Source organism: Amphritea atlantica (assembly GCF_024347255.1).
Classification (GTDB): domain Bacteria; phylum Pseudomonadota; class Gammaproteobacteria; order Pseudomonadales; family Balneatricaceae; genus Amphritea; species Amphritea atlantica.
Map to the genome: position 1 here is coordinate 3,558,013 of NZ_AP025284.1, position 20,787 is coordinate 3,578,799.

General features: G+C 50.3%; 16 protein-coding genes. 8 read left to right on the plus strand and 8 right to left on the minus strand.

Going from position 1 to position 20,787, the window contains the following annotated elements; genetic code table 11:
• Window positions 1-220: 220 nt before the first annotated feature.
• From OCU43_RS16465 to OCU43_RS16485, 5 genes are all read right to left on the minus strand, one after another.
• Window positions 221-1,528 carry a TRAP transporter large permease gene (locus OCU43_RS16465; RefSeq protein ID WP_175483547.1) on the minus strand — a complete coding sequence of 436 codons (1,308 nt, stop codon included), beginning with the start codon at window positions 1,526-1,528 and terminating at the stop codon, window positions 221-223.
• On the minus strand, window positions 1,528-2,046 hold the full coding sequence (locus OCU43_RS16470) for a TRAP transporter small permease (protein ID WP_091359565.1): 519 nt from the start codon (window positions 2,044-2,046) through the stop codon (window positions 1,528-1,530). Before OCU43_RS16470 ends, OCU43_RS16465 begins: the two co-directional genes overlap by 1 nt.
• Before the next feature lie 59 nt (window positions 2,047-2,105).
• Entirely contained in the window at window positions 2,106-3,086 is a 981-nt protein-coding gene (locus tag OCU43_RS16475) for a TRAP transporter substrate-binding protein (RefSeq protein WP_091359562.1), read from the minus strand.
• A 198-nt stretch (window positions 3,087-3,284) separates the two neighbouring features.
• On the minus strand, window positions 3,285-4,640 hold the full coding sequence (locus tag OCU43_RS16480; protein WP_091359559.1) for a sigma-54-dependent transcriptional regulator: 1,356 nt from the start codon (window positions 4,638-4,640) through the stop codon (window positions 3,285-3,287).
• On the minus strand, window positions 4,637-6,577 hold the full coding sequence (locus OCU43_RS16485) for an ATP-binding protein (RefSeq protein WP_261832942.1): 1,941 nt from the start codon (window positions 6,575-6,577) through the stop codon (window positions 4,637-4,639). The genes OCU43_RS16480 and OCU43_RS16485 overlap by 4 nt, the downstream gene beginning before the upstream one ends.
• Window positions 6,578-6,804: 227 nt before the next feature.
• Here OCU43_RS16485 and OCU43_RS16490 point away from each other — a divergent pair, with 227 nt between their 5' ends.
• Together OCU43_RS16490 and OCU43_RS16495 are read left to right on the plus strand one after the other, a co-directional pair.
• The gene (locus OCU43_RS16490; RefSeq protein WP_091359552.1) at window positions 6,805-7,869 is read left to right on the plus strand and encodes a TRAP transporter substrate-binding protein; all 1,065 of its coding nucleotides are present in this window, start codon (window positions 6,805-6,807) and stop codon (window positions 7,867-7,869) included.
• Window positions 7,870-7,883: 14 nt separating this feature from the next.
• Window positions 7,884-9,464, plus strand: a complete 1,581-nt coding sequence (locus OCU43_RS16495; protein ID WP_091359549.1) for a sensor histidine kinase — start codon at window positions 7,884-7,886, stop codon at window positions 9,462-9,464.
• Between the two features lie 152 nt (window positions 9,465-9,616).
• Here OCU43_RS16495 and OCU43_RS16500 read toward each other — a convergent pair whose 3' ends face one another.
• Both OCU43_RS16500 and OCU43_RS16505 read right to left on the minus strand, forming a co-directional pair.
• On the minus strand, window positions 9,617-10,699 hold the full coding sequence (locus OCU43_RS16500; protein ID WP_091359547.1) for a polyamine ABC transporter substrate-binding protein: 1,083 nt from the start codon (window positions 10,697-10,699) through the stop codon (window positions 9,617-9,619).
• Window positions 10,700-10,812: 113 nt separating this feature from the next.
• A complete protein-coding gene (locus OCU43_RS16505; protein WP_139203193.1) occupies window positions 10,813-11,535 on the minus strand; it encodes a TorF family putative porin in 723 nt (240 codons plus the stop codon).
• A 302-nt stretch (window positions 11,536-11,837) separates the two neighbouring features.
• On the opposite strand from OCU43_RS16505, the gene OCU43_RS16510 reads away from it, so the two are divergent.
• From OCU43_RS16510 to OCU43_RS16530, 5 genes are all read left to right on the plus strand, one after another.
• Window positions 11,838-13,469: an amidohydrolase gene (locus tag OCU43_RS16510; RefSeq protein WP_091359541.1), complete on the plus strand. Its 1,632-nt coding sequence runs from the start codon at window positions 11,838-11,840 to the stop codon at window positions 13,467-13,469.
• A 162-nt stretch (window positions 13,470-13,631) separates the two neighbouring features.
• Window positions 13,632-14,420: a helix-turn-helix transcriptional regulator gene (locus OCU43_RS16515; protein WP_091359537.1), complete on the plus strand. Its 789-nt coding sequence runs from the start codon at window positions 13,632-13,634 to the stop codon at window positions 14,418-14,420.
• Window positions 14,421-14,856: 436 nt separating this feature from the next.
• Entirely contained in the window at window positions 14,857-15,909 is a 1,053-nt protein-coding gene (locus OCU43_RS16520; RefSeq protein ID WP_091359534.1) for a Rieske 2Fe-2S domain-containing protein, read from the plus strand.
• A gap of 44 nt (window positions 15,910-15,953) precedes the next feature.
• Window positions 15,954-16,901 carry a PDR/VanB family oxidoreductase gene (locus tag OCU43_RS16525; protein WP_091359531.1) on the plus strand — a complete coding sequence of 316 codons (948 nt, stop codon included), beginning with the start codon at window positions 15,954-15,956 and terminating at the stop codon, window positions 16,899-16,901.
• An 84-nt stretch (window positions 16,902-16,985) separates the two neighbouring features.
• On the plus strand, window positions 16,986-18,038 hold the full coding sequence (locus OCU43_RS16530; protein ID WP_091359529.1) for a TRAP transporter substrate-binding protein: 1,053 nt from the start codon (window positions 16,986-16,988) through the stop codon (window positions 18,036-18,038).
• 137 nt (window positions 18,039-18,175) lie between these two features.
• On the opposite strand, the gene OCU43_RS16535 is transcribed toward OCU43_RS16530, so the two are convergent.
• Window positions 18,176-19,072: a LysR family transcriptional regulator gene (locus OCU43_RS16535; protein ID WP_091359527.1), complete on the minus strand. Its 897-nt coding sequence runs from the start codon at window positions 19,070-19,072 to the stop codon at window positions 18,176-18,178.
• Between the two features lie 100 nt (window positions 19,073-19,172).
• On the opposite strand from OCU43_RS16535, the gene mdlC reads away from it, so the two are divergent.
• The gene (gene mdlC, locus OCU43_RS16540; protein ID WP_091359524.1) at window positions 19,173-20,762 is read left to right on the plus strand and encodes a benzoylformate decarboxylase; all 1,590 of its coding nucleotides are present in this window, start codon (window positions 19,173-19,175) and stop codon (window positions 20,760-20,762) included.
• Window positions 20,763-20,787 lie beyond the last annotated feature (25 nt).

The window sequence follows — 20,787 nt, forward strand, 5'->3', positions numbered from 1 at the left end:
TATTAGCTATACATTAGCTAAGACAGGGTTCTGTCCAGAAGACGACCAACAGAATAAAGCGGGCCATAGTGTTTGCTGACCCTCTTCCATGCCAATAAGACCTCCTGGCATGCCAGGCCCTGTCCAGCAGCTTTCCGTTGCTGCTAAGCCGGCAGAAACCGGCCTCCCGGTCCACGGCTAAACTGCCGTGTTATCCAGCCGCAAACCAAGCACCACTGAGTCATCCCTGACTCATGGATCTTGGCAGATAGGTGACGATCTGAGGAAACAGATAGATCAGCAGCACCGCAAACATGATCAGCAGGAAAAACGGCAGTGCCGCACGCGCCACATATAAAATATTTTTGCCCGTTAAGGCCTGAATCACGAACAGGTTGAATCCCACCGGTGGGGTGATCTGAGACATCTCAACCACCAGTACAATGTAGATACCAAACCAAAGCAGATCGATGCCCGCCTGCTGCACCATCGGCAGTACCACCGCAACCGTCAGCACCACGACAGAGATACCATCCAGAAAGCACCCCAAAGCAACAAACAGCACCGTCAGACAGATCAGCAATACACCGGGCGACAGCGACATATGTGCGATCCACTCCGCCAGCGCCCGGGGTATCCCCAGAAAACCCATCGCCAGTGTGAGAAAGTGAGCCCCGGCCAGAATCAGACCGATCATGCAGGAACTTTTCACAGCACCGGTCAGGCTGTCAGTAAAGCTATGGGTATCCAGAGAGCCACTCACCGCTGCCAGAAACAGAGCCCCGACAACCCCCAGCGCAGCGGCTTCAGTTGGGGTCGTAAAGCCACCATAGATAGACCCCAGCACAAAGCCGATCAGACAGACAATAGGCAACAACAGACGCAACGCTTTTATCTTAGCAGCAAATGAAACATGGGTTTTATCATGCTGCGGCAGCTCATTTTTATTCAACAGCGCCCAGATCATGGTATAGCCCATAAAGAGTGTTACCAGCAGCAGTCCGGGCAGCGCTCCGGCGATAAACAGACGGCCAATGGAGACCTCCGCCGCCACCCCATAGACGATCAAAATAATCGACGGCGGGATCAGCAGACCCAGTGTTCCCGATCCTGCCAGGGTCCCCACCGCCATGCGATCGCTGTAACCCTGCGCTTTCAGTTCTGGCAAAGTCATCCGGCCAATCGTTGCAGCCGTGGCGGCTGAAGAACCGGACACCGCTGCAAAAATGCCGCAGCTGAGTACATTCACATGCAACAGTTTGCCCGGCAGGCCACTCAACCAGGGAGACAGACCTTTAAACAGATCCTCCGAAAGCCGGGTACGAAACAGAATCTCTCCCATCCAGATAAACAGCGGCAGTGCGGTCAGAGACCAGGAGGTGCTGGCACCCCAGGTTGAAGTGGCAAAGAGCAAACCGATCTGATCATTACCGGACATATACAGGCCCAGTACCCCGACACCAAACAGTGCCAGTGACACCCAGAACCCCAGCGCCAGCAGAAATAGCATAAATACGGCTAATGAAACGCCTATAATGGTTATATCCATCACACATCCTCCAGATGAAGCTCACCTTCATGCACTTTGTAGGAGGGGACTTTGCCTGTTAACTGCATAATCAGATCATCCAGAATAGCGATATTCAGCATCACAATGCCCATAGCAACCGGTACCTGAGGCATCCAGATGGGCACCGACACATAACCTGAAGAGACCTCTTCAAAAATATAGGATTCCCACACCATATGGATCGAGTAGAACGACATAAAACTCACTAGCAACAGAGCCACAATCAGTACCAGCAACTCCTGAATATAGCGGGCTCCCTCTCTCCATTTCTGGATCACCAGCGTCACCCGGATATGTCCTCCCTCACGGAAGGTATAAGCAAGGCCAAAAAAGGTTGCAGCAGCAAGCGCATAGCCGGAAAAGTCTTCAGCAGACGGCACAATAAAGCCCAGCAGCCTGCCAACAATTTGCGCGGTGATAATCAGTGTTATCAGCACGATGCAGAGTCCTGAAAGATAGCCGGATGCCAGATAAAGCTTATTGAGTAGAGAACGCATACTCATCTCCTGTGTCTGACAGGCCCCGCCAGAATGGCAGGGCCTGTCAACCTTAAAGATTACTGATAGTAGGTAGACAGAATAGTCTCAACTTCAGGCGCTTCAGCTTTCCACTCGTCGACCATGATGGTACCGATCTTATTCAGCTCGGCCATCAGTTCAGGAGAGGGTTCAGACACGGTGATACCGTGTTCAGCCAGCGTCATCGTATCTTCCGCCGCTTGTCCCCGAACCCCTGCCCAGCCGCTTGCCTCAGCATTGGCTGCAGCATCCAGAATCACCTGTTGAGTCTTCTTATCCAGACGTTTGAACGAACGTTTATTGACCACCACCATGTTTTTGGGAATCCAGGCACGCACGTCGGTGTAATTAGTCAGATAATCCCAGGCCTGACCATTCACCCCGGTGGAAGGCGAAGTGATCATCGCATCGATAATGCCGGTACTGAACGCTTGCGGAATCTCCGGCACCTGCACAGTGGTAGGGGAGGTGTTCATCAGATCCGCCAGACGGGAAGTAGAAGGACTATAAGCCCGCATCTTCAGCCCTTGCAGATCTGCCAGGCTGTTAACCGGAGCCTTGGTATACAGGCTCTGCGCCGGCCACGGCACGCTATAGAGCAACATCATCCCCTCTTTGTTAAGCTGCTTTTCTAGCTCGGGTTTAGCCGCTTCCCAGAGCTTTTGCGCACTGTCATAGGTGGTTGCGAGGAAGGGAATGTTATCGTGTTTAAAAACCGGATGCGTGTTGCCCATAATCCCGATAAACACTTCCCCCAGCTGCACCTGGCCGGTTTTGACTGCCCGGGGAATTTCCGGATGTTTAATCAGTGAAGCACCGGAGTGAACCACTATATCCAGATCCCCGGCGGTGTTGTTTTTGATCTCTTCGGCAAACTTATAGGCAATCTGGGTTGGTAGATTCGCATCGCCATAAGGGGTTGGCATATGCCACTGAGACGCTGCCGATGCAATACCGGCTGAGCCGAGTGTCACAACGGATGCAAGCAGGATTGCAGCGCTTTTTATCGAAAATTTCATTCTTATTCTCCAGGTATAGGTTTCTTACAATAGCAACGGCATTAAGTACCATTATCTTTTGCAACCCCTGTACCAACCCTCAGAGAATAAAATAAATACTTAAAATTCAATAATTTAATAAAAAGCCACTATTAATAGATACTCGTTCACGGGTTAATTCTGACTCAGCAGCATCACCACCACTGGGTCAGTTTTAACTCACTCGCCGATAAAGTCACCGCGCTCAATGCCATACTTCTTCATTCGCAAATAGAGCTTTTTACGTGGGATGCCCAGTTTTTCAGCGGTCAGCTCTGCCTGCCCCCGGTTTGCCTTAAGTGCAGCAACAATGACGCCCCTTTCATAGCTGGCCACCAGTTGGTCAAGCGTTTCATCACTGTCTTCAGGAGAGGTATCAACGCTGTTGCCAAAAGGCAGCCCCAGCACCCAACGCTCCGCGATATTGCGCAGCTCGCGTACATTCCCCGGCCAGGATTGAGCACACAGCTCTCTCAACAGCGTCTCAGGTACGGGGCGTTTTTCACGGCCAAAGCGCTGGCTTGCAAGATCGGCAAAGTGGCTGAATAAAACCGGAATATCCTCTTTGCGCTGATCCAGACAGGGGAGATCAATACTGGCAACATTGAGCCGGTAGTACAGGTCTTCCCGGAAAGTGCCTGCGTCAGACGCTTCGCGCAGATCCACTTTGGAAGCCGCCAATACCCGGATATCGATACTGATATCAGCATTGCCCCCCAGCCGCTGCAACACCCGCTCCTGCAAGACCCTGAGCAAGCGCACCTGCAAAGAGGCAGGCATACTCTCTATCTCATCCAGAAACAGCGTGCCCCCACTGGCATACTCTATCTTACCAATACGCTTGCTGTTGGCCCCGGTAAACGCACCCGTTTCATGACCAAACAACTCGCTTTCAATCAATGATTCGGTCAATGCGCCACAGTTAAGCGCAACAAACGGTTTTTTGGCCCGGGGGCTGAAGTCATGCAGACACCTGGCGACAACTTCCTTACCGGTACCGGTGGCGCCATTGATAATCAGGTCAACATCAATCTGTGCCAACTGCAACACGGTTTCCCTGAGCCGCACGATCCCTGAAGTCTGTCCAACCAGACGGTTATGGATCTCATGTTGTCCCTCAACGGCCTGCCGTAAACTCCGATTTTCCAATACCAACTGACGCTTTTTCCAGGCCCGTTGAACCGTATTGAGGTGGTGTTGGGGGTCGTCATTTTTTTCCAGAAAATCGTAGGCACCCAACTGTATAGCCTGAACAGCGATAGCAATATCAGAATGGCCACTGAACATAATGACTGGAATATCAGCATCGATCTCCAGTATTTTCTGCAACACCTCAAGTCCATCCATGCGATCCATCCGCACATCACAGATCACCACGCCCTGCCAGCCCACAGAGCACTCAGCAATCGCCGTGACGGGGTTTTCAAAACCTACCGCCTCATAGCCTTCCAGCTGCAGTGTCTGAATCATTGATTCACGCACAATCTCTTCATCATCGATAACGATTACCTGGCCATTACAGGTCGATGAACTCATGATTTACTTCCCCGAAATTCTGGTAACTGAATACAAAATGACGCGCCTTTTTTTGCCTCAAGATCCACGCTTAATTTGCCTCCAAAACTATTGATAATGTTATACGAGATCGATAAGCCCAATCCGAGGCTCTGGCCCCGCCGCTTGGTGGTAAAGAAGGGTTCGAAGATCTGTTCACGCAACTCACTGCTGATGCCCGGCCCGTTATCCCTCACATAGATCGCCAGCCAGTCTTTATTACGCTGACACGCTATCCTGATCTGTTTATCCGGCTGTTCCTTAATGGCATCCAGAGCATTGGTGACAAGATTAAGGATCACCTGTTCCAGTTGAACCGGATCCGCATTGACCTGATTGTGTTGGGATTCAAACGTCACCTGTATATCGGTCAGTTTTCTGACCTCATCGCCCTCAAGCATCAGTAAGACATTATCCACCGCCTGTTTCAGTTCCACAGCCACCAGATTGTCTTTTTGCGGCCGGGCTAACGATTTCAGACGGGTAATAATAATGGCGGCTCGTTTCTTCAGATTGGAGATCTGATTGAGATTCTTCTCCACCTCTTCCAGCTTGCCCAGCTTGAGGAAACGGATACCGTTATGCGAATAATGGCCAATGGCCGACAGGGGTTGATTAATCTCGTGGGCGATACCTGCTGACAACTGTCCCAGAGCGGCCAGTTTACCGGCCTGTACCAACTCCTCCTGCAGCGTTGCCAACTGATCCCGAAAGCTCACCAGCGACCGCGCCATCGTCCCGATCTCGTCACTGCCTTTAACTTCCACCTGCTGATCAAGGTTGCCATTGGCGATGGAGCGCATGCTGGCATCCAGACTGGTAATCCTTGCCACCATATTCCGGCCAACATAGAGCCAGACCGTGAGAATGGTAAACAGCAAACTCACCACCATCAGCAACATCCAGACCCGGCCCTTTTTAATAGTCTCGCGAATATTATCAGCGGAGCTTTGCGCGGCGTTTTCAGTCTGAGTCGTCTGAACCGCAATAAGCTCATTTAAACGATTCAGCTCTTCACGTATCTGACTCAGCAGCACCTCGCCGTTATATATAATCTGACGCTCCTCGCTGCGAATGGAAAAGATATTCCCCTCCCCCCGGGTCAGCGACACGATATTCCCGACGCTCTTCTCAAGCCTCTCTAAACCATATAAGGGGTTTACTTTCTGCAGATCCTGAAAGATTCGCTGAATAATATCCTCCGAATGGAGTTGTGTGGCGATCAGAGAGTTAAGGTCGGGCAGATGCCCTGCGCGGTCCACCAGATTTGTCAGCAAATTGACATCCGCTTCGATCCGGTAGAGCCGCTGCAGGTCAGCATTGATCTCACTGACCGAATCATTTCCTGAGTAATTTTGGACCGCCCAGGCGTCGGGGTAATCCTCATTGATCCGGCTAAAAAGATAGAGCTGCGCCCTCTCTGTTACCGATTTTATCTCAGCTAAGAAGTTGGCTCCGGCCCACCTTAATCGTTGATTTTCAGATACTTTAAGTCGCTGAACCTCAAAATTCTGACGCACATAACGATCAAGTTCAGCCAGAGTCAGCTCTAATGATTTAATCTGTTCCAGGGATTGATGCTGCCCCTGAAGATCCGTAGTGATCGCCGTAATTTTCGGCAACAGCCCTCTCATCCCCCCGATGCCACTGGTGAGTTCAGTCCATATCTGTTCACGACTGTTCTCATCCTTTGCCGCTAACAGGGTAGGCGCCAGCAAAGTTATCTTCGTGCCCTCCTCTTTTAATTCAGAGATCAGGCTAAGGGTCTGGATATTACCTTTGATAAGGCTATTGAGTTCATCGCCCAATCGGTTATAGGAGATCCAGCTAATCATAGTAGCGACCAGCGTTAATGCACTCAGCACACCAAACGCAATAAAAAAACGTCCACGAATCCCTAACTTATAACCATTTTTCATAAAAAGGACGCCATGATAAACCGATTCAGAATGATAGCGACTTCAGCGGATAATTAACAATCACCCCGTTAGTATACTCAATTGGTCTTCTGCTACTGTGACTGCCGAGCGATCACCTGCCGACTGTCACCCATGTTAAGCCGTAGGTTATAGTCAACCGCTATAATAATAGGCTACTCTCGGTAACTCATTGATAATTTAACCAGAGAATCAAAACGCTGGTATTTATGAAAACCAATAAAAATTGCATGATCGCCCTGTTACTTGGTCTGCTCACCACAACCATTAGCAGCCTGGCCGTTGCCAACGATACGATTATTATCAAGGCTGTCGGCACCTGGGGATATTTTCACAACTATCCAAAACATGAAGGCCCTTTCTGGAACCAGCATATCGCCGATGTCTCCGGCGGAGAGATTGTCGGTGAGATTAAACCACAGGACGAACTGGGCCTCAGGGGTTTTGAAATTATGCGCCTGCTGAAGAATGGCGTATTTGATTTTGCCTTTGGTTTACCCGGCTATGCGATGGAGGAGGAAAGCGAAATTTTCGAAGGCGCTGATCTTTCATCGCTGGTACAGAATATCGCTGTACAAAGACGCGTTGCTGATGCCTACTTTCCAACCCTGGAGCGCGCTTTCGCCGAGAAATATAATGCCAGACTGATGATCCTCTATCCCTTCCCCAGTCAGATGATCTGGTGCAAACAACCCGTCAATACCATTGAAGAGTTGCAGGGACGCCGTATCCGGGTGTTTCTGAGGACACTTGCTGATTTTGTTGAAGGCGCAGGGGCTATTCCAGTCAACATGCCCTATCAGGATGTGCCTGACGCACTCTCTCAGAATACGCTGGACTGTATCATTACCGGAACCATGTCTGCCTATAACGCTGAATTATACAAAGAGATGCCTTATGGGTTTACGCTTCGGGTCGGCTGGGGGCTGGCATTTGGCGCGATGAATATAGATAAATGGAACCGCCTGAGTGAGGCACAGAAACAGCTGCTTGAAAAAGAGATCGCCATTCTGACCGAACAGATGTGGCAGGAAACAGCCAAAGAAGACGATAAAGCCCTGGCATGCCTGAGTTCAGGCCCCTGTCCTATTGGCGAAATCGGCAATATGGTGCTGGTAGAGCCCTCTGAGAAAGATCTGGCGATTCGTGACCAGATTGCAAAAGATGTGATTTTACCGAGATGGACAGAACGATGCGGCCCTGAATGTGCTGCAAACTGGAATCGTAGCGTCGGCAAGATCCTTGGTTTAAGAGCTGAGGCCCGATCTCAGTGAATCAATTGAATAGAATGAATCTGATCCAGAGGTTTAAAGATCTTTATAGCCAGAAGCCCATCGGCATCAGGCTACTCACCTCCATACTGCTCTATAGTTCGATCATCACCCTGATCGCCACCGGTACTCAGCTCTGGCTCGATTACCGCTATGAACGATCCGCTATCGATGAGCGTTTGCAACAGATAGAAGCCAGCTCGCTGAACAGTCTTGCCAACAGCTTATGGGAGATTAGCCCGACACAGATTCAGGTGCAGCTGGATGGTTTACTTCAGCTTCCGGATATTCGCTATCTGGAAGTAACCTCTCAGTTTGGCAATCACTACAGCGCAGGCAATAAGCCCAGACAGGGCGCCACAGTTGAACGTCACTTCCCATTGGAATACAGCGATAAAACCAATGCCCCGGTTAATGTCGGCCAGTTGACCCTGATCGTCAGTCTGGATGAGGTCTATCGGCGTCTGGCGGATAAAGTGCTGCTGATTCTCGCCTCTCAGGGGATCAAAACTTTCCTCGTATCGATCTTTATCCTCACCCTGTTCAATCAGTTGGTAACCCGCCACCTCAGCACCATGGCGGACTATGCCCGACGGCTCAGGCTCGACCAGTTGGACAACCCCCTGATTCTGAAGCGAAAGCCCCAGGCAAAAGAGGATGAGCTCAGTCAGGTGGTCAACTCGATGAACCACATGCGTCAATCGATGCTGATCGATATGGGTAAACGGGAAGATGCCGAGCGTTCACTGGCACGTTTAAACGCCGAGTTGGAACAGCGGGTATCTGAACGGACCCAGGCGCTGGAACAGAGCAACGAAGAACTGCGTGCCACGCTGCTCAAACTGCAGGAAACCCAGCAACAGCTGGTTGAATCGAAAAAACTGGCGGCATTGGGGAGCTTAGTTGCCGGCGTCGCCCATGAGATTAATACGCCGATTGGCATCGGCTATACCGCCGCCTCTTTTCTCGCGGATCAGGCTAACCTGTACCAACAGCAGCACCCGGATAATTCGCTGGCCGGCACGGCGGTTGAAACCAGCCAGTTGATCTGTGAAAACCTTGAGCGGGCGGCCCAGTTGATCAGTGCTTTTAAGCAGGTCTCCGTTGATCAGGCGAGTGAGCAGCGCCGAGCGTTCGACCTGATCCAGTACCTTGACGAGATACAGCGCTCACTGAAACCTAAGCTGAAACAGTGCAATCCGGAAATAACAGTGCTGGGGCCTGATCAACTGATGTTAAACAGTTACCCGGGCGGTTTTTATCAGATTTTTACCAACCTGATACTCAACTCATTACTGCATGGCTTTGACAATCAGTCCGGCGGCAAAATAGCGATTGAGGTCAAGTCCGATGGTAAACGGATCGCTATCGACTACCGGGACAACGGGGTGGGCATAACCGATGGCTGGCACACCAAACTGTTTGAACCCTTTATGACCACCAGGCGAAACCAGGGCTGCAGCGGTCTGGGTATGCATATCGTATATAACCTGGTGAGTCAGCTACTGCAGGGACATATAGAATCTCTGCCGAGTGATAAGGGCGCACACTTTCACATCGACCTGCCGCTGATGCCCGGGCCTGTTTCTGTTGATTAACCGCTGCGGCAAATCACGGATCAAAAAGGTAATCAGAAATAAAAAAAGCCAGTGAACAAGTCACTGGCAAATGTTGCCGCAATAAAACTTAATAACAAAAAAGGAGAAGATCAGGCCCTCGAACACCAGAGGTATTACAAGGGCCGTTTTAATTACCGGTTAGTCTTGATATTGGTCCAGGCCCGGTTGAGGATACGATCAAACTTCTGAGTATGTGCTTGCAAGGCAAACAATGTTTCTTTCACCTCATCTGATGGGTAGATACCCGGATCGTTAAATATCTCCGGTTCGACATACTCATTCGCACCGAGGTTTGGCACTGCATACTTCACCATATTAGAGATAGATGAACCGATCTTGGGCTCCAGGATAAAGTTGATGAACTCATGGGCCCCATCAGAATTAGGTGCATCAGCCGGAATCGCCATCACATCAAACCAGATCAGTGAGCCAATATTAGGGATCGAGTAAGCGATCTCACGATCAGGATCGATCGACTTAGCGATTGCATTACCCGCCAGAATGATGCCGTTGTAACCCAGTGCCACACAGATATCACCATTGGCCAGATCATCGCGGTATGAGCCATTATGGAAATATTTATAATTGCCTCTGACAGCCCTGACCATCGCCTCCGCTTTTTTCAGGTCACCTTTGTCTTCAGAGTTAGGATCCAGCCCCAGATAATGCAACGCCATTGCCATCGCTTCAGCCGGCGAATCGATCACTGCGATGCCACAATCTTTCAGTTTGCCTGACACTTCAGGGTCGAATACCATATCAAAGGTATTCTCTGGTATTTCGCCTAAACGCTCCTTAATCATTTTCACGTTGTAACCCACACCAACACTTCCCCAGGCGTAGGGAACGCTGTATTGATTACCAGGATCGTAGGCTTCAACCTTCTTTAAAATAACCGGATCAAGCTTGTTATAGTTGGGTATTTTTGATCGATCAATTTTCTGATAAATACCGGTTTTTATCTGACGTTCCATAAAGTTCGCCGAAGGCACCACAAGGTCATAGCGGGAACCGCCAGATAGCAGTTTAGTTTCAAGTATTTCATTACTTTCATAAACATCATAATTCAGTTCAGTTTTCGACGTATCTCTGAAAACCTGCAGAGAATCTTCCGGTATATAACCAAACCAGTTATAAACATTAACCTGAGCAGCACTGACTGAACATGAAGCGGTCAGCAGGCACAGCGAGAGAATCTTTTTATTTATTCGCATAACATCCTCTGAAACTTATAATATGTTTTCTTTTAGAGTTGCTAAAACTCAGAAAGTTATCAGTGGCTATTGTATGAAGGGGATTATACAACAGCCCTGACAAAACTATCGCATTAGAATGATTTAGAAATGGAGAACACCAGGGCGTCCTGATTCGCCATGTGGCCACTATCAACCGCATAGGTGCTGGAGATATCCGTGTTCACATAGGCCAGCTTCATATCAACACCGCTGAAGCTCTTGGTGATTCCCACTGAATAATCTCTGTATTTATCCAGCATCAGCGTCGTTGGGTCGTCAAACACCTCACCAAACGAAGAACCTACATGCAGTTCCAGCCCCACACTCTCAACAATCTCTGTCTGGTAGTTCAGGTAGAGATACTGATACGCCTTGCCTGAATTAATGTAGTCAGGTGCATGCTCATAACCTAAGCGAAAACCATTGTAATTAAGCCCCAGTTTCAGCTCAGCGAAGTCCTGATCAACCTCATCACCCGGATATTGATAGTAGAAGAGGATGGCATCATAGGATATATCGTCGTTGATCGCACCGGCATAACCCGCCAGCAGATCAAGCTCTACCGTTGCACCATCATCAAAAGGGTGTCCGGTCGGAAAGAAATCAACATTACTGGCCCAGATGCTGGCGAACAAACCGCTCTGGTTAAACCAGTCAATCCCCCCCTGAATGGCAAGCGATTCATTGGTCATAGAGACACCACGGTTACGCCATTCACTCAATACTGAAACATTGGCACCCAGATCTGCCCGAGCCAGACCCGACACCGAAAGAAGACTTAAACCGATAGCTGCAATTGATTTAAAATTTTTCATGTCACCCTCACGTTTGTCATTTTTTTTAGTATGCAACCATCATTTCAGAGATTCTTTTTCTCCGGTATACCCCTATTTCATTAGTTGTAAAAAATAGTGCCATCTACGTCGATAAGTATTTATATCAACCATCATTATCTATACCTAACGTGGTATTCCTGCCGATCTTAATTACGTTAATCTGACAGATGTATGAGATATATTTTCTAAAAAAATTGAAAACATAATAAATAGTCAGGCATTTATTATCTGACAGCCTCAGTTATACCTTTTGTCCACATCTTTAAAAATGGATTTATTCAATGCCATACATCGCAGACAAGATAATCTTTAACGGTAACATCCATACCATGGATGATATAAATGAAAAGGCTGAAGCACTGGCAATCTATGGCGATCAAATCATCGCGGTAGGCAGCAACACTGAAGTTAAAGCGCTGGCTGACAATCATACTCAGATGATTGATGCTCAGGGGCAGTTGGTGCTGCCGGGCTTTCAGGATACCCATATACACTTTCAGGCCACCAGCGCCGACTTCTTCCACTATGTCCCCCTGCATGAGATGAAAACCATGGAAGAGTTGCTCAATGAGATTGAGCGTTTCGCCAGGGAGAACCCCCATAAAGAGTGGATTAAGGGGATCGGTTTTAACCCCTCTATCTTTAATGAAAACAGTCTAACCAAAGAGCAACTGGATGCGGTAACGGGTGGGCGTCCCGCACTGATTTTCTCGTTTGACTATCACAGTGGCTGGGCTAACAGCGAAGCGTTTCGTATTGCAGGCGTCACCGCCACCACCCCGGAACCCGCCAGCGGTAGCTATGCCCGCTGTGCCGATGGTTCCCCCAGAGGGTATATCTATGAGGATGCCATCTGGGCAATGAACCGTTTCTCACCAGCGTTCAGCGACGAGGATTATTTCGAGGCGATGGAGCACTACTGCAAAGTGTTCAACCAGCACGGCATCACCGGCATTCTGGATGCCGTCGCCCCTCGCAAAACGATGGAAAACTACCGTACACTGAATCAGCGCGGTCAGCTCTCGTTGCGGGTTGCGGCCACCTCGAAGATCTTTGCACACCTGCCCCTGACAGAGCAGCTGCAGGAACTTCTCTCGCTGCGGGAAACCTACGCCGATGATATGGTGTCACTCCACTCAGCTAAGTTCTTCCTTGACGGAGTGCTTGAAAGTGGCACGGCGACACTGCTTGAACCCCGTAGTGATACCGGCTCAACCGCACCGCTGATGTTTGATCAGCCACAGATCAATGAGTTCTTTGCCGCCTTTGATAAAGAGAAGTTCCAGCTGCATGTTCACACCATCGGTGACGGCGCCGTTAACGCAGCACTGAATGGTATTGAGTACGCCCAGCGGATGAATGGTCCATGGGATAGCCGTCACCAGCTGGCACATATACAGCTGGTCACCGGATCAGATTTTCCCCGCTTCAAACAACTGGGGGTTTATGGCAACGTGCAACCACTGTGGGCTCAACCGGACCCGGACAACGATAAGATCGCTCTGGAGATGCTGGGAGAAGAACGTTGCAGTCAGATTTTCCCGATTGGTGAACTGGTACGTCAGGGAACAGTCTGTGCACTCAGCAGTGACTGGGGCGTGAGTACCTTTGATCCCTTCGCTATCATGCAGACAGCACTGACCCGTCAGGTTTCCGGCGCCAGTGAAAGCTCGCCGGCACACAACCCGCAATATCGCATCGATATCGATACCGCAATCAAAGGTTATACCATCAATGCAGCACGGGCAGCCTGGAGAGAGAAAACCACCGGTAGTTTAACGGTTGGTAAATTTGCTGACCTGATCATCCTCGATCAGGATCTCTATACCATCTCCCCGTACGAAATTGAAAAGACTAAGGTACTGTTAACCCTGTTAGGCGGCAACGAGGTATACCGGGACGCATCTTACTGATCCATTGATAGTTGCATCAGCAAGCCTGCAGCAGGCTTGCTGACCTGTTTCGTGCCCTTCCCCGCCCGCCCAAATTGCCATTCGACAAAAACTCACCAACCGATATACTATTGAGCAACATCTATTAAGCACCATCAGGTCAGAATCCCAAAGGAAGTATGAGTGGAAGATTCTTCAGAAAATATATACCTGCTTGCCTCTGAACTCATCGATACGAGTGGTACTGACGCATTTACTCCGGCCCTGCTCAGTCTGATCAACTCTGCCACACCCTGTGAATCGGTATTCGCCATTCACTTTCATAAAAATAGCCGTCCAACGATTCTGCTAGCCCCTGACTCAACCCTGTTAACTTCCAAAATAATGGATGAGTATCTGAACGGCTTCTATATGATCGATCCGTTCTATAATGCCTTTAAAACGGGGCTATCAACCGGTTTACACTTTATCAAAGAGATCGCTCCGGATGACTTTTTCGAGAGTACTTACTACACCGAGCATTACTGCAACCGGGGCTATGAAGAAGCCGCGTTTATCATAAACCTGGACAACGATTCGCAGATACAGATATCACTCACTGTCATCGAAACCCCGGCGACAGCCGCCACACGACAACGGCTACAGGCCATATCCCCTCTGGTTATCTCCGCCTATAGAAAGCACTGGCAGAATATCGAAAATACTCAGGAAAGCTCGCAGGACGCCAGCGCTATCATTCATGAGCAGATATCCAGTGTGTTCAGAAACTTCGGCGGTGGCCTGTTAACGGAGCGGGAAAGCGAGATAGCGATACTGATTATCCGGGGCTACTCCTTAATCGCCATTGCAGAGCTGCTGGGCATCGCCCACGGTACCGCCAAAGTTCACTGTAAAAACCTCTACAGCAAGCTGGAAATCAACTCCAAGTCAGAACTGTTTTCGCTCTTCCTGGATGACATTTCCGATAAATAACCGTTCGGTATCAGCTCTGCTGATCTAAGCTCTTCTGGCTAAACTCTTCTGATCGAACTCTTCTGATCGAACTCTTCTGATCGAACTCTTCTGATCGAACTCTTCTGATCGAACTCTTCGGAACAGGCTCTTCTGAACAGACTCGCCTGAATAACCTTCTGGCATAAAGACGGGTTAACAAACCCGGCCCAAACGGTTCAGGGTTAGCTTAATCCACAGCCTTAGCCATCCGCCCTCATAACGCTCTGTTTTAAGTCAGACTTTTCAGCCTCCTCCCCCTCACTATTCACGCTTTGCTGAGCAGAGAAAATCGACAACCACGACCCACTGAAATTTATTTTTGTATCCAAAAATGCATTTTTTATTGCATATACACCCATGATTTGCCTATTATTGTATCCATAAAAACAAACAACACTATTTCGGAGTCCTTTCTATGTTTCCTAAAAACTGCTGGTATGTAGCCTGTACCCCTGATGAAATCGCAGAAAAACCCCTCGGCCGTACAATCTGTGGCGAACAGATCGCTTTTTTCAGAGATGGCGATGGCAAAGTCGCTGCGGTGAAAGACTTCTGCCCCCACCGTGGCGCACCACTCTCCCTTGGCTATACCGAAGGCGGCGGCCTGGTGTGTGGTTATCATGGTTTGAAAGTTGGCCGCGACGGTAAAACCCTCTCGATGCCCAAGCAGCGGGTGGGCGGTTTTCCCTGCATGAAGAGCTATCCTGTCGAAGAACGTTACGGGTTTATCTGGGTGTGGACAGGCGATGCCGATAAAGCCAGCAGTGATGCTATCCCCCATCTGGAGTGGGCAGTCAGTGATGACTGGGCCTACGGCGGCGGGTTGTATCATATCCAGTGCGATTACAAACTGATGATCGACAACCTGATGGATCTGACCCACGAAACCTACGTTCATTCCACCAGCATCGGTCAGAAAGAGATCGATGAAGCACCGGTTAAAACAGAGAAAGTGGGTAATGAGGTCACCACCAGCCGCTTCATGGACAGTGTGATTGCGCCCCCCTTCTGGCAGGGGAACCTGCGGACCAAAGGTTTGCCCGATGACCAGCCGGTAGATCGCTGGCAGATCTGTCGCTTTACCCCCCCAAGCCATGTACTGATCGACGTAGGTGTCGCTCTGGCCGGTAACGGTGGCCGGGAAGCTCCGGCAGATAAGCGGGTAAACAGTGTCGTTGTCGACTTCATCACCCCTGAAACAGAAACCAGCCACTGGTATTTCTGGGGAATGGCACGCAACTTTAAAGCCGATGATCCGGCACTGACAGACGCGATTCGCGAAGGTCAGGGAGGCATTTTTGCTGAAGATCTGGAGATGCTGGAACTACAGCAGAAAAACCTGCTGGCCAATCCCGAGTTACGACTGCTTAAGCTGGATATTGATGCCGGGGGCGTTCATGCCCGACGTATTATCGACAAGCTTCTGAAAGAGGAAAACCCTGAGGCCGCGGAATCTTCATTAGCCTGACAAACGCTTAACTGACGACCCGATGAAGACCCGGAGAGAATACTATGTTTGAAGTCGAAGTCACCGCCAAGGTGCAGGAAACAGATGATATTCATCTGTTTCGCCTGGCGCGTACCGATAATTCAGCACTGCCGGCCTTTAGTGCCGGCGCACATATTGATCTGCACCTGCCCAATGGGCTGGTGCGACAATATTCGTTGTGCAACCCACCCCATGACCACCACTGTTATGAAATTGGTGTCCTCAAGGATCCCGATTCACGGGGTGGTTCGGTCTGTCTGCATGAGTCAGTCAATGTGGGGGACCGTTTAACCATCAGTGAGCCGCGCAATCTGTTTCCACTGGAGCACAGTGCAAGCCATCACCTGCTGATCGCGGGGGGCATCGGTATCACGCCATTGCTCTGTATGGCCGAACGCCTGGCTCACACCGGTGCCAGTTTTTCCCTGCACTATTGCGCTAAATCCCCGGCGCAGGCCGCTTTTGTTGAGCGCATTAACACCTCTGAATTTGCTGACCGGGTAACATTCCACTTCAGCCAGACAGAGGGCCGTCTGGATATGCAGGCATTGCTTGCCGATCCGGATCAGGGCACTCATCTCTACACCTGTGGCCCAAACCCTTTTATGGATGCAGTGTTACAAACTGCAGCCGCACAAGGCTGGGATGAACCCCGGTTACACCGGGAATATTTTGCCGCGGCAGCCAGCTCAGGCGAAGCCGATAGTGCATTTGAAATTCAGATTGCCAGTAGTGGCGAAGTGATCCAGATCCCGGCAGATAAAAGTGCCCTGGACGTCATGCTTGATCTGGACATTGATATTCCCTTTGCCTGTGAAGAGGGGGTGTGCGGTACATGCTCCACCCGCCTGCTTTCCGGCGAACCAGACCACCGTGATGTCTATATGTCCCCGGAAGAACACGCCAGAAACGAAGAGTTCGCGCCTTGCTGCTCCCGCGCCAAAAGCGCCCGTTTAGTACTGGATATATGAACATCGGGTTACTGGCTAGCTGATACGTATTACAAAAAACTGTGCTGAATCCAATAACAATAAATAACCTTTAAAGGTACCTACATGAAACTAAAAACAACCATAAAACGTTCTATTGCTGTTTGTGCTTTATTACTCGGGGCTGGCAGCGCCAGCGCGGCTGAACCGGAATTCACCTTTAAACTGCACCATATGCTACCACCTCCATCAAACGCACATACGAACTTCCTTGTTCCCTGGGCAGATAAAGTGATGAAGGAATCCGATGGGCGGATAAAGATTGATATCTACCCATCGATGCAACTGGGGGGCAAACCACCACAACTGTTTGACCAGGTACGTAAGGGTATCGTTGATATCAGCTGGACAGTGACCGGATACACGCCTGGCCGCTTCCCTAAATCCACTGTGTTTGAACTCCCCTTCATGGCAGCCGATGCAAAATCGGTGAGCATGGCGATTCAGGAGTATGCCGAACAGGAGATGGCTGATGAGTTCAAAGATGTGCACCTGCTGGCGATGCATGTGCACTCCCCCGGTTCCCTGCACTCGCGGGATAAAGCGATCCACACCGTTGCAGACCTGGATGGAATGAAAGTCCGTGCTCCAAATAAAACCATGGCGGCTGCATTTGAAGGGCTGGGCGCCAATACAGTCTTCATGCCTGTACCACAGATGCCAAGCGCGCTGTCTAAGGGGGTCATCGATGTTGCTGTCCTGCCTTTCGAGGTTGTTAAGCCACTGAAAATACACCAGTTGGTTAAACATCATACGGAGATACCCGGAAAGCGCGGCCTCTATGCGAATAACTTTATTTTCAGTATGAATAAAAAAGCCTATGACAGCCTGCCGCCCGATCTGCAAAAAGTGATCGATGATAACTCCGGCGTAGAGCTGGCGGGTTTTATTGGTGAAGCGTTCGATACCTACGAAAGAACCGGCCGTCAGGCTGCTATTGATCAGGGCAACGAGCTATATCAGTTACCCGAATCAGAAATTGCCGCCTGGAAAGAGAAACTGGCCTTCGTAACCGAAGACTGGCTGAAACAGATGAAGGACGATGGCTATGATTCTCAAAGACTATTGGATAAAGCCAATGCCCTGATCGATAAATATCAGGCTCAAAATCAGCAGTAATCGGTCTGCTTAAGCCTGAATCAATACAGGTTAAGCCCAGAGGCCCCGGAACTATCCGGGGCCTTTGACTAAGCCCATAAAGATGCCGGATATCCGCTGCAGATAAACCAGTCGATTAAAGCAACAGAAACGCCACGCTATTCCACCCCTACCGCTTCAGCAATGATGTCACGAAACCAGTGCAGAGCCGGAGACTCCAACCCTCGTCTGGACCAGTTCAGAGCCACCTCAAAGGAGGGCACCTCAAACGGCAGGGAATAGATCTTCAGGGGTACAATTTCAGAAAAAGCGAAAGCAATTTTACGTGGCAGAATAACCATCAACGGTGAATGTTTAAGCAATGATGGCAGCACCGAGAAATGCGGCAACACTAAACTGACTTTGCGCTGCAGCCCCATATCAGCCAGAACCTCTTCCGCTAAACCATGACCCAGGCTGCGCGTCACCAGTGCATGTTTCTGGTTCATAAACTGTTCGAGTGTCAGTTCATCAGCATCAGGGGCAAACTGCTGATGCATGACGCAGACATAACTCTCTTCCAGTATCACCCGACGCTCAATTTGCGCCCCGGGAATAGTCCGGCTACAGATCACGGCATCTACTTTGCCGCTTGAAAGCCACTCCTCTACCTTGTCGATCTCCAGTGGCAACACCTCCAGCTCAACCCCCGGTGCCTGCTGCTGAAGTTTTGTGAATATATAGGGCAACAGTGCCATCTCACCCAGATCCGTCATCGCCAGCGTGAAGCGTTTCTCCGTCTCCGTCGCATCAAAATTTCGCGCGCTGTCCACGGTGTGTTCAATGGTTTGTAATGAATCGCGGAACACCTCATACAGCTGTGTGGCATAGACGGTGGGTTCCATCCCCTCTTTGCCACGCACAAATAACCGGTCATTGAACGTATCCCTCAATCGGGACAACGCATAACTAACCGAGGGTTGAGTAACAAACAGTTTATCCGCCGCCAGGGTGACACTTTTGGCTTCATAAAGCGTGACAAAGGTGCGGATAAGATTGAGATCGATATTAGACAAAATAAATACCATCTATTTTATATAGAAATACTATCAATTGGATAAATTAAAGCAGTCTTTATATGGTAGGGGCAAGTGTTAATTAATCGAGACAATAACAATGGCAACTGTGCATTCCGCAACCTACCAGCTACTGCGACAGCAGGGTATCAACAAAATCTTTGGCAACCCGGGCTCTAATGAACTGCCATTTCTCAAGGATTTTCCTGAGGACTTTGAATATATTTTAGGTCTTCATGAAGGTGTTGTGATGGGGATAGCCGACGGTTACGCGCTGTCCAGCGGTGAACCGGCGATGGTTAACCTCCACGCTGCAGCCGGAACCGGCAACGCCATGGGTGCACTGACCAACGCCTGGTATTCTCATTCGCCACTGGTTGTCACCGCTGGTCAGCAGGCCCGCTCGCTGATGGGGGTTGAGTCGATGCTGTCAAATGTTGACGCAACCCAGCTTCCCCGCCCGCTGGTGAAATGGAGCTACGAACCCAGCTGGCATGGTGATGTCCCCCGGGCCATCAGCCAGGCGATCCACATGGCGACTCAGCCCGCCCGTGGCCCGGTCTACGTGTCCATTCCCCATGATGACTGGCAGCAAGAGGTTGAAGATGATGCCCTGTTGCTGGCAGACCGTGACGTTGCCACCGCAGGTATGCCCTCGACTGCACAACTGACTAAGCTGGCTGACCGGTTGAATAACGCAGTAAACCCGGTGCTGGTACTGGGCCCCGACATCGACGCTTATCATGCCAATGCGTTAGCCGTACAACTGGCTGAAAAAATTGCCGCTCCGGTATGGGTGGCGCCCTCTGCACCCCGCTGTCCTTTCCCGACCCGCCACGCCTGTTTCCGCGGCACCCTCCCGGCAGCCGTTGCCGGGGTATCCGCAAAGCTCGCGGGTCATGACCTGATCATCGTCATCGGTGCGCCGGTATTTCGCTATCACCAACACGCCCCTGGCCGCTATCTGCCAGAAGGCGCAGAACTGGTGCAGCTGACCTGCGATCTGCAGGAAGCCTCAAGAGCCCCCATGGGTGATGCTCTGGTGGGCGATATCAGTGGCATGCTGAGTGCGCTGCTGACAGCGACACAACAGACCCAGCGCAGTATGCCTGTGGCGCTTCCCGTTCCTGCTCCAGCGCCGGATGTGACCGAAGGGCCGCTGACACCGGAGATCATCTTCGATGAGCTAAATACGCTGGCACCGGATGATGCAATCTACGTTAAAGAATCCACCTCCACTGTTACTGCCTTCTGGCAGCGGGTTGAGATGCGTCATCAGGGGAGTTATTTCTTCCCGGCCGCCGGCGGTCTGGGCTTTGGCCTACCCGCTGCGGTGGGTGTACAACTGGCCCAACCTGAGCGACAGGTCATTGGTGTTATCGGCGATGGTTCAGCCAACTATGCCATCACCGCACTCTGGACCGCCGCTCAATATCAGATTCCGGTGATCTTTATCATCCTGAAGAATGGAACCTACGGCGCCCTACGCTGGTTCTCCCGCATTCTGGACGCTGAAGACTCGCCTGGACTGGATGTACCCGGACTGGATTTCTGCGCTATCGCCAGAGGCTATGGTGTTGAAGCTATCGAGATAAACAGTCGTGAACAGTTTCAGACAGAGTTTCAAAACGCACTCAACGCCAAGGGGCCGGTGCTATTGGAAATCCCCACCACAACGATCGAACCCTGAGCAACAGACAAAACAAAAATAATGA

Coding starts and splice junctions, on each gene's coding strand:
- OCU43_RS16465 (WP_175483547.1), bottom strand. CDS start 1,528: ATGGATATAACCATTATAGGCGTTTCATTAGCCGTATTTATGCTATTT.
- OCU43_RS16470 (WP_091359565.1), bottom strand. CDS start 2,046: ATGCGTTCTCTACTCAATAAGCTTTATCTGGCATCCGGCTATCTTTCA.
- OCU43_RS16475 (WP_091359562.1), bottom strand. CDS start 3,086: ATGAAATTTTCGATAAAAAGCGCTGCAATCCTGCTTGCATCCGTTGTG.
- OCU43_RS16480 (WP_091359559.1), bottom strand. CDS start 4,640: ATGAGTTCATCGACCTGTAATGGCCAGGTAATCGTTATCGATGATGAA.
- OCU43_RS16485 (WP_261832942.1), bottom strand. CDS start 6,577: ATGAAAAATGGTTATAAGTTAGGGATTCGTGGACGTTTTTTTATTGCG.
- OCU43_RS16490 (WP_091359552.1), top strand. CDS start 6,805: ATGAAAACCAATAAAAATTGCATGATCGCCCTGTTACTTGGTCTGCTC.
- OCU43_RS16495 (WP_091359549.1), top strand. CDS start 7,884: ATGAATCTGATCCAGAGGTTTAAAGATCTTTATAGCCAGAAGCCCATC.
- OCU43_RS16500 (WP_091359547.1), bottom strand. CDS start 10,699: ATGCGAATAAATAAAAAGATTCTCTCGCTGTGCCTGCTGACCGCTTCA.
- OCU43_RS16505 (WP_139203193.1), bottom strand. CDS start 11,535: ATGAAAAATTTTAAATCAATTGCAGCTATCGGTTTAAGTCTTCTTTCG.
- OCU43_RS16510 (WP_091359541.1), top strand. CDS start 11,838: ATGCCATACATCGCAGACAAGATAATCTTTAACGGTAACATCCATACC.
- OCU43_RS16520 (WP_091359534.1), top strand. CDS start 14,857: ATGTTTCCTAAAAACTGCTGGTATGTAGCCTGTACCCCTGATGAAATC.
- OCU43_RS16525 (WP_091359531.1), top strand. CDS start 15,954: ATGTTTGAAGTCGAAGTCACCGCCAAGGTGCAGGAAACAGATGATATT.
- OCU43_RS16530 (WP_091359529.1), top strand. CDS start 16,986: ATGAAACTAAAAACAACCATAAAACGTTCTATTGCTGTTTGTGCTTTA.
- mdlC (WP_091359524.1), top strand. CDS start 19,173: ATGGCAACTGTGCATTCCGCAACCTACCAGCTACTGCGACAGCAGGGT.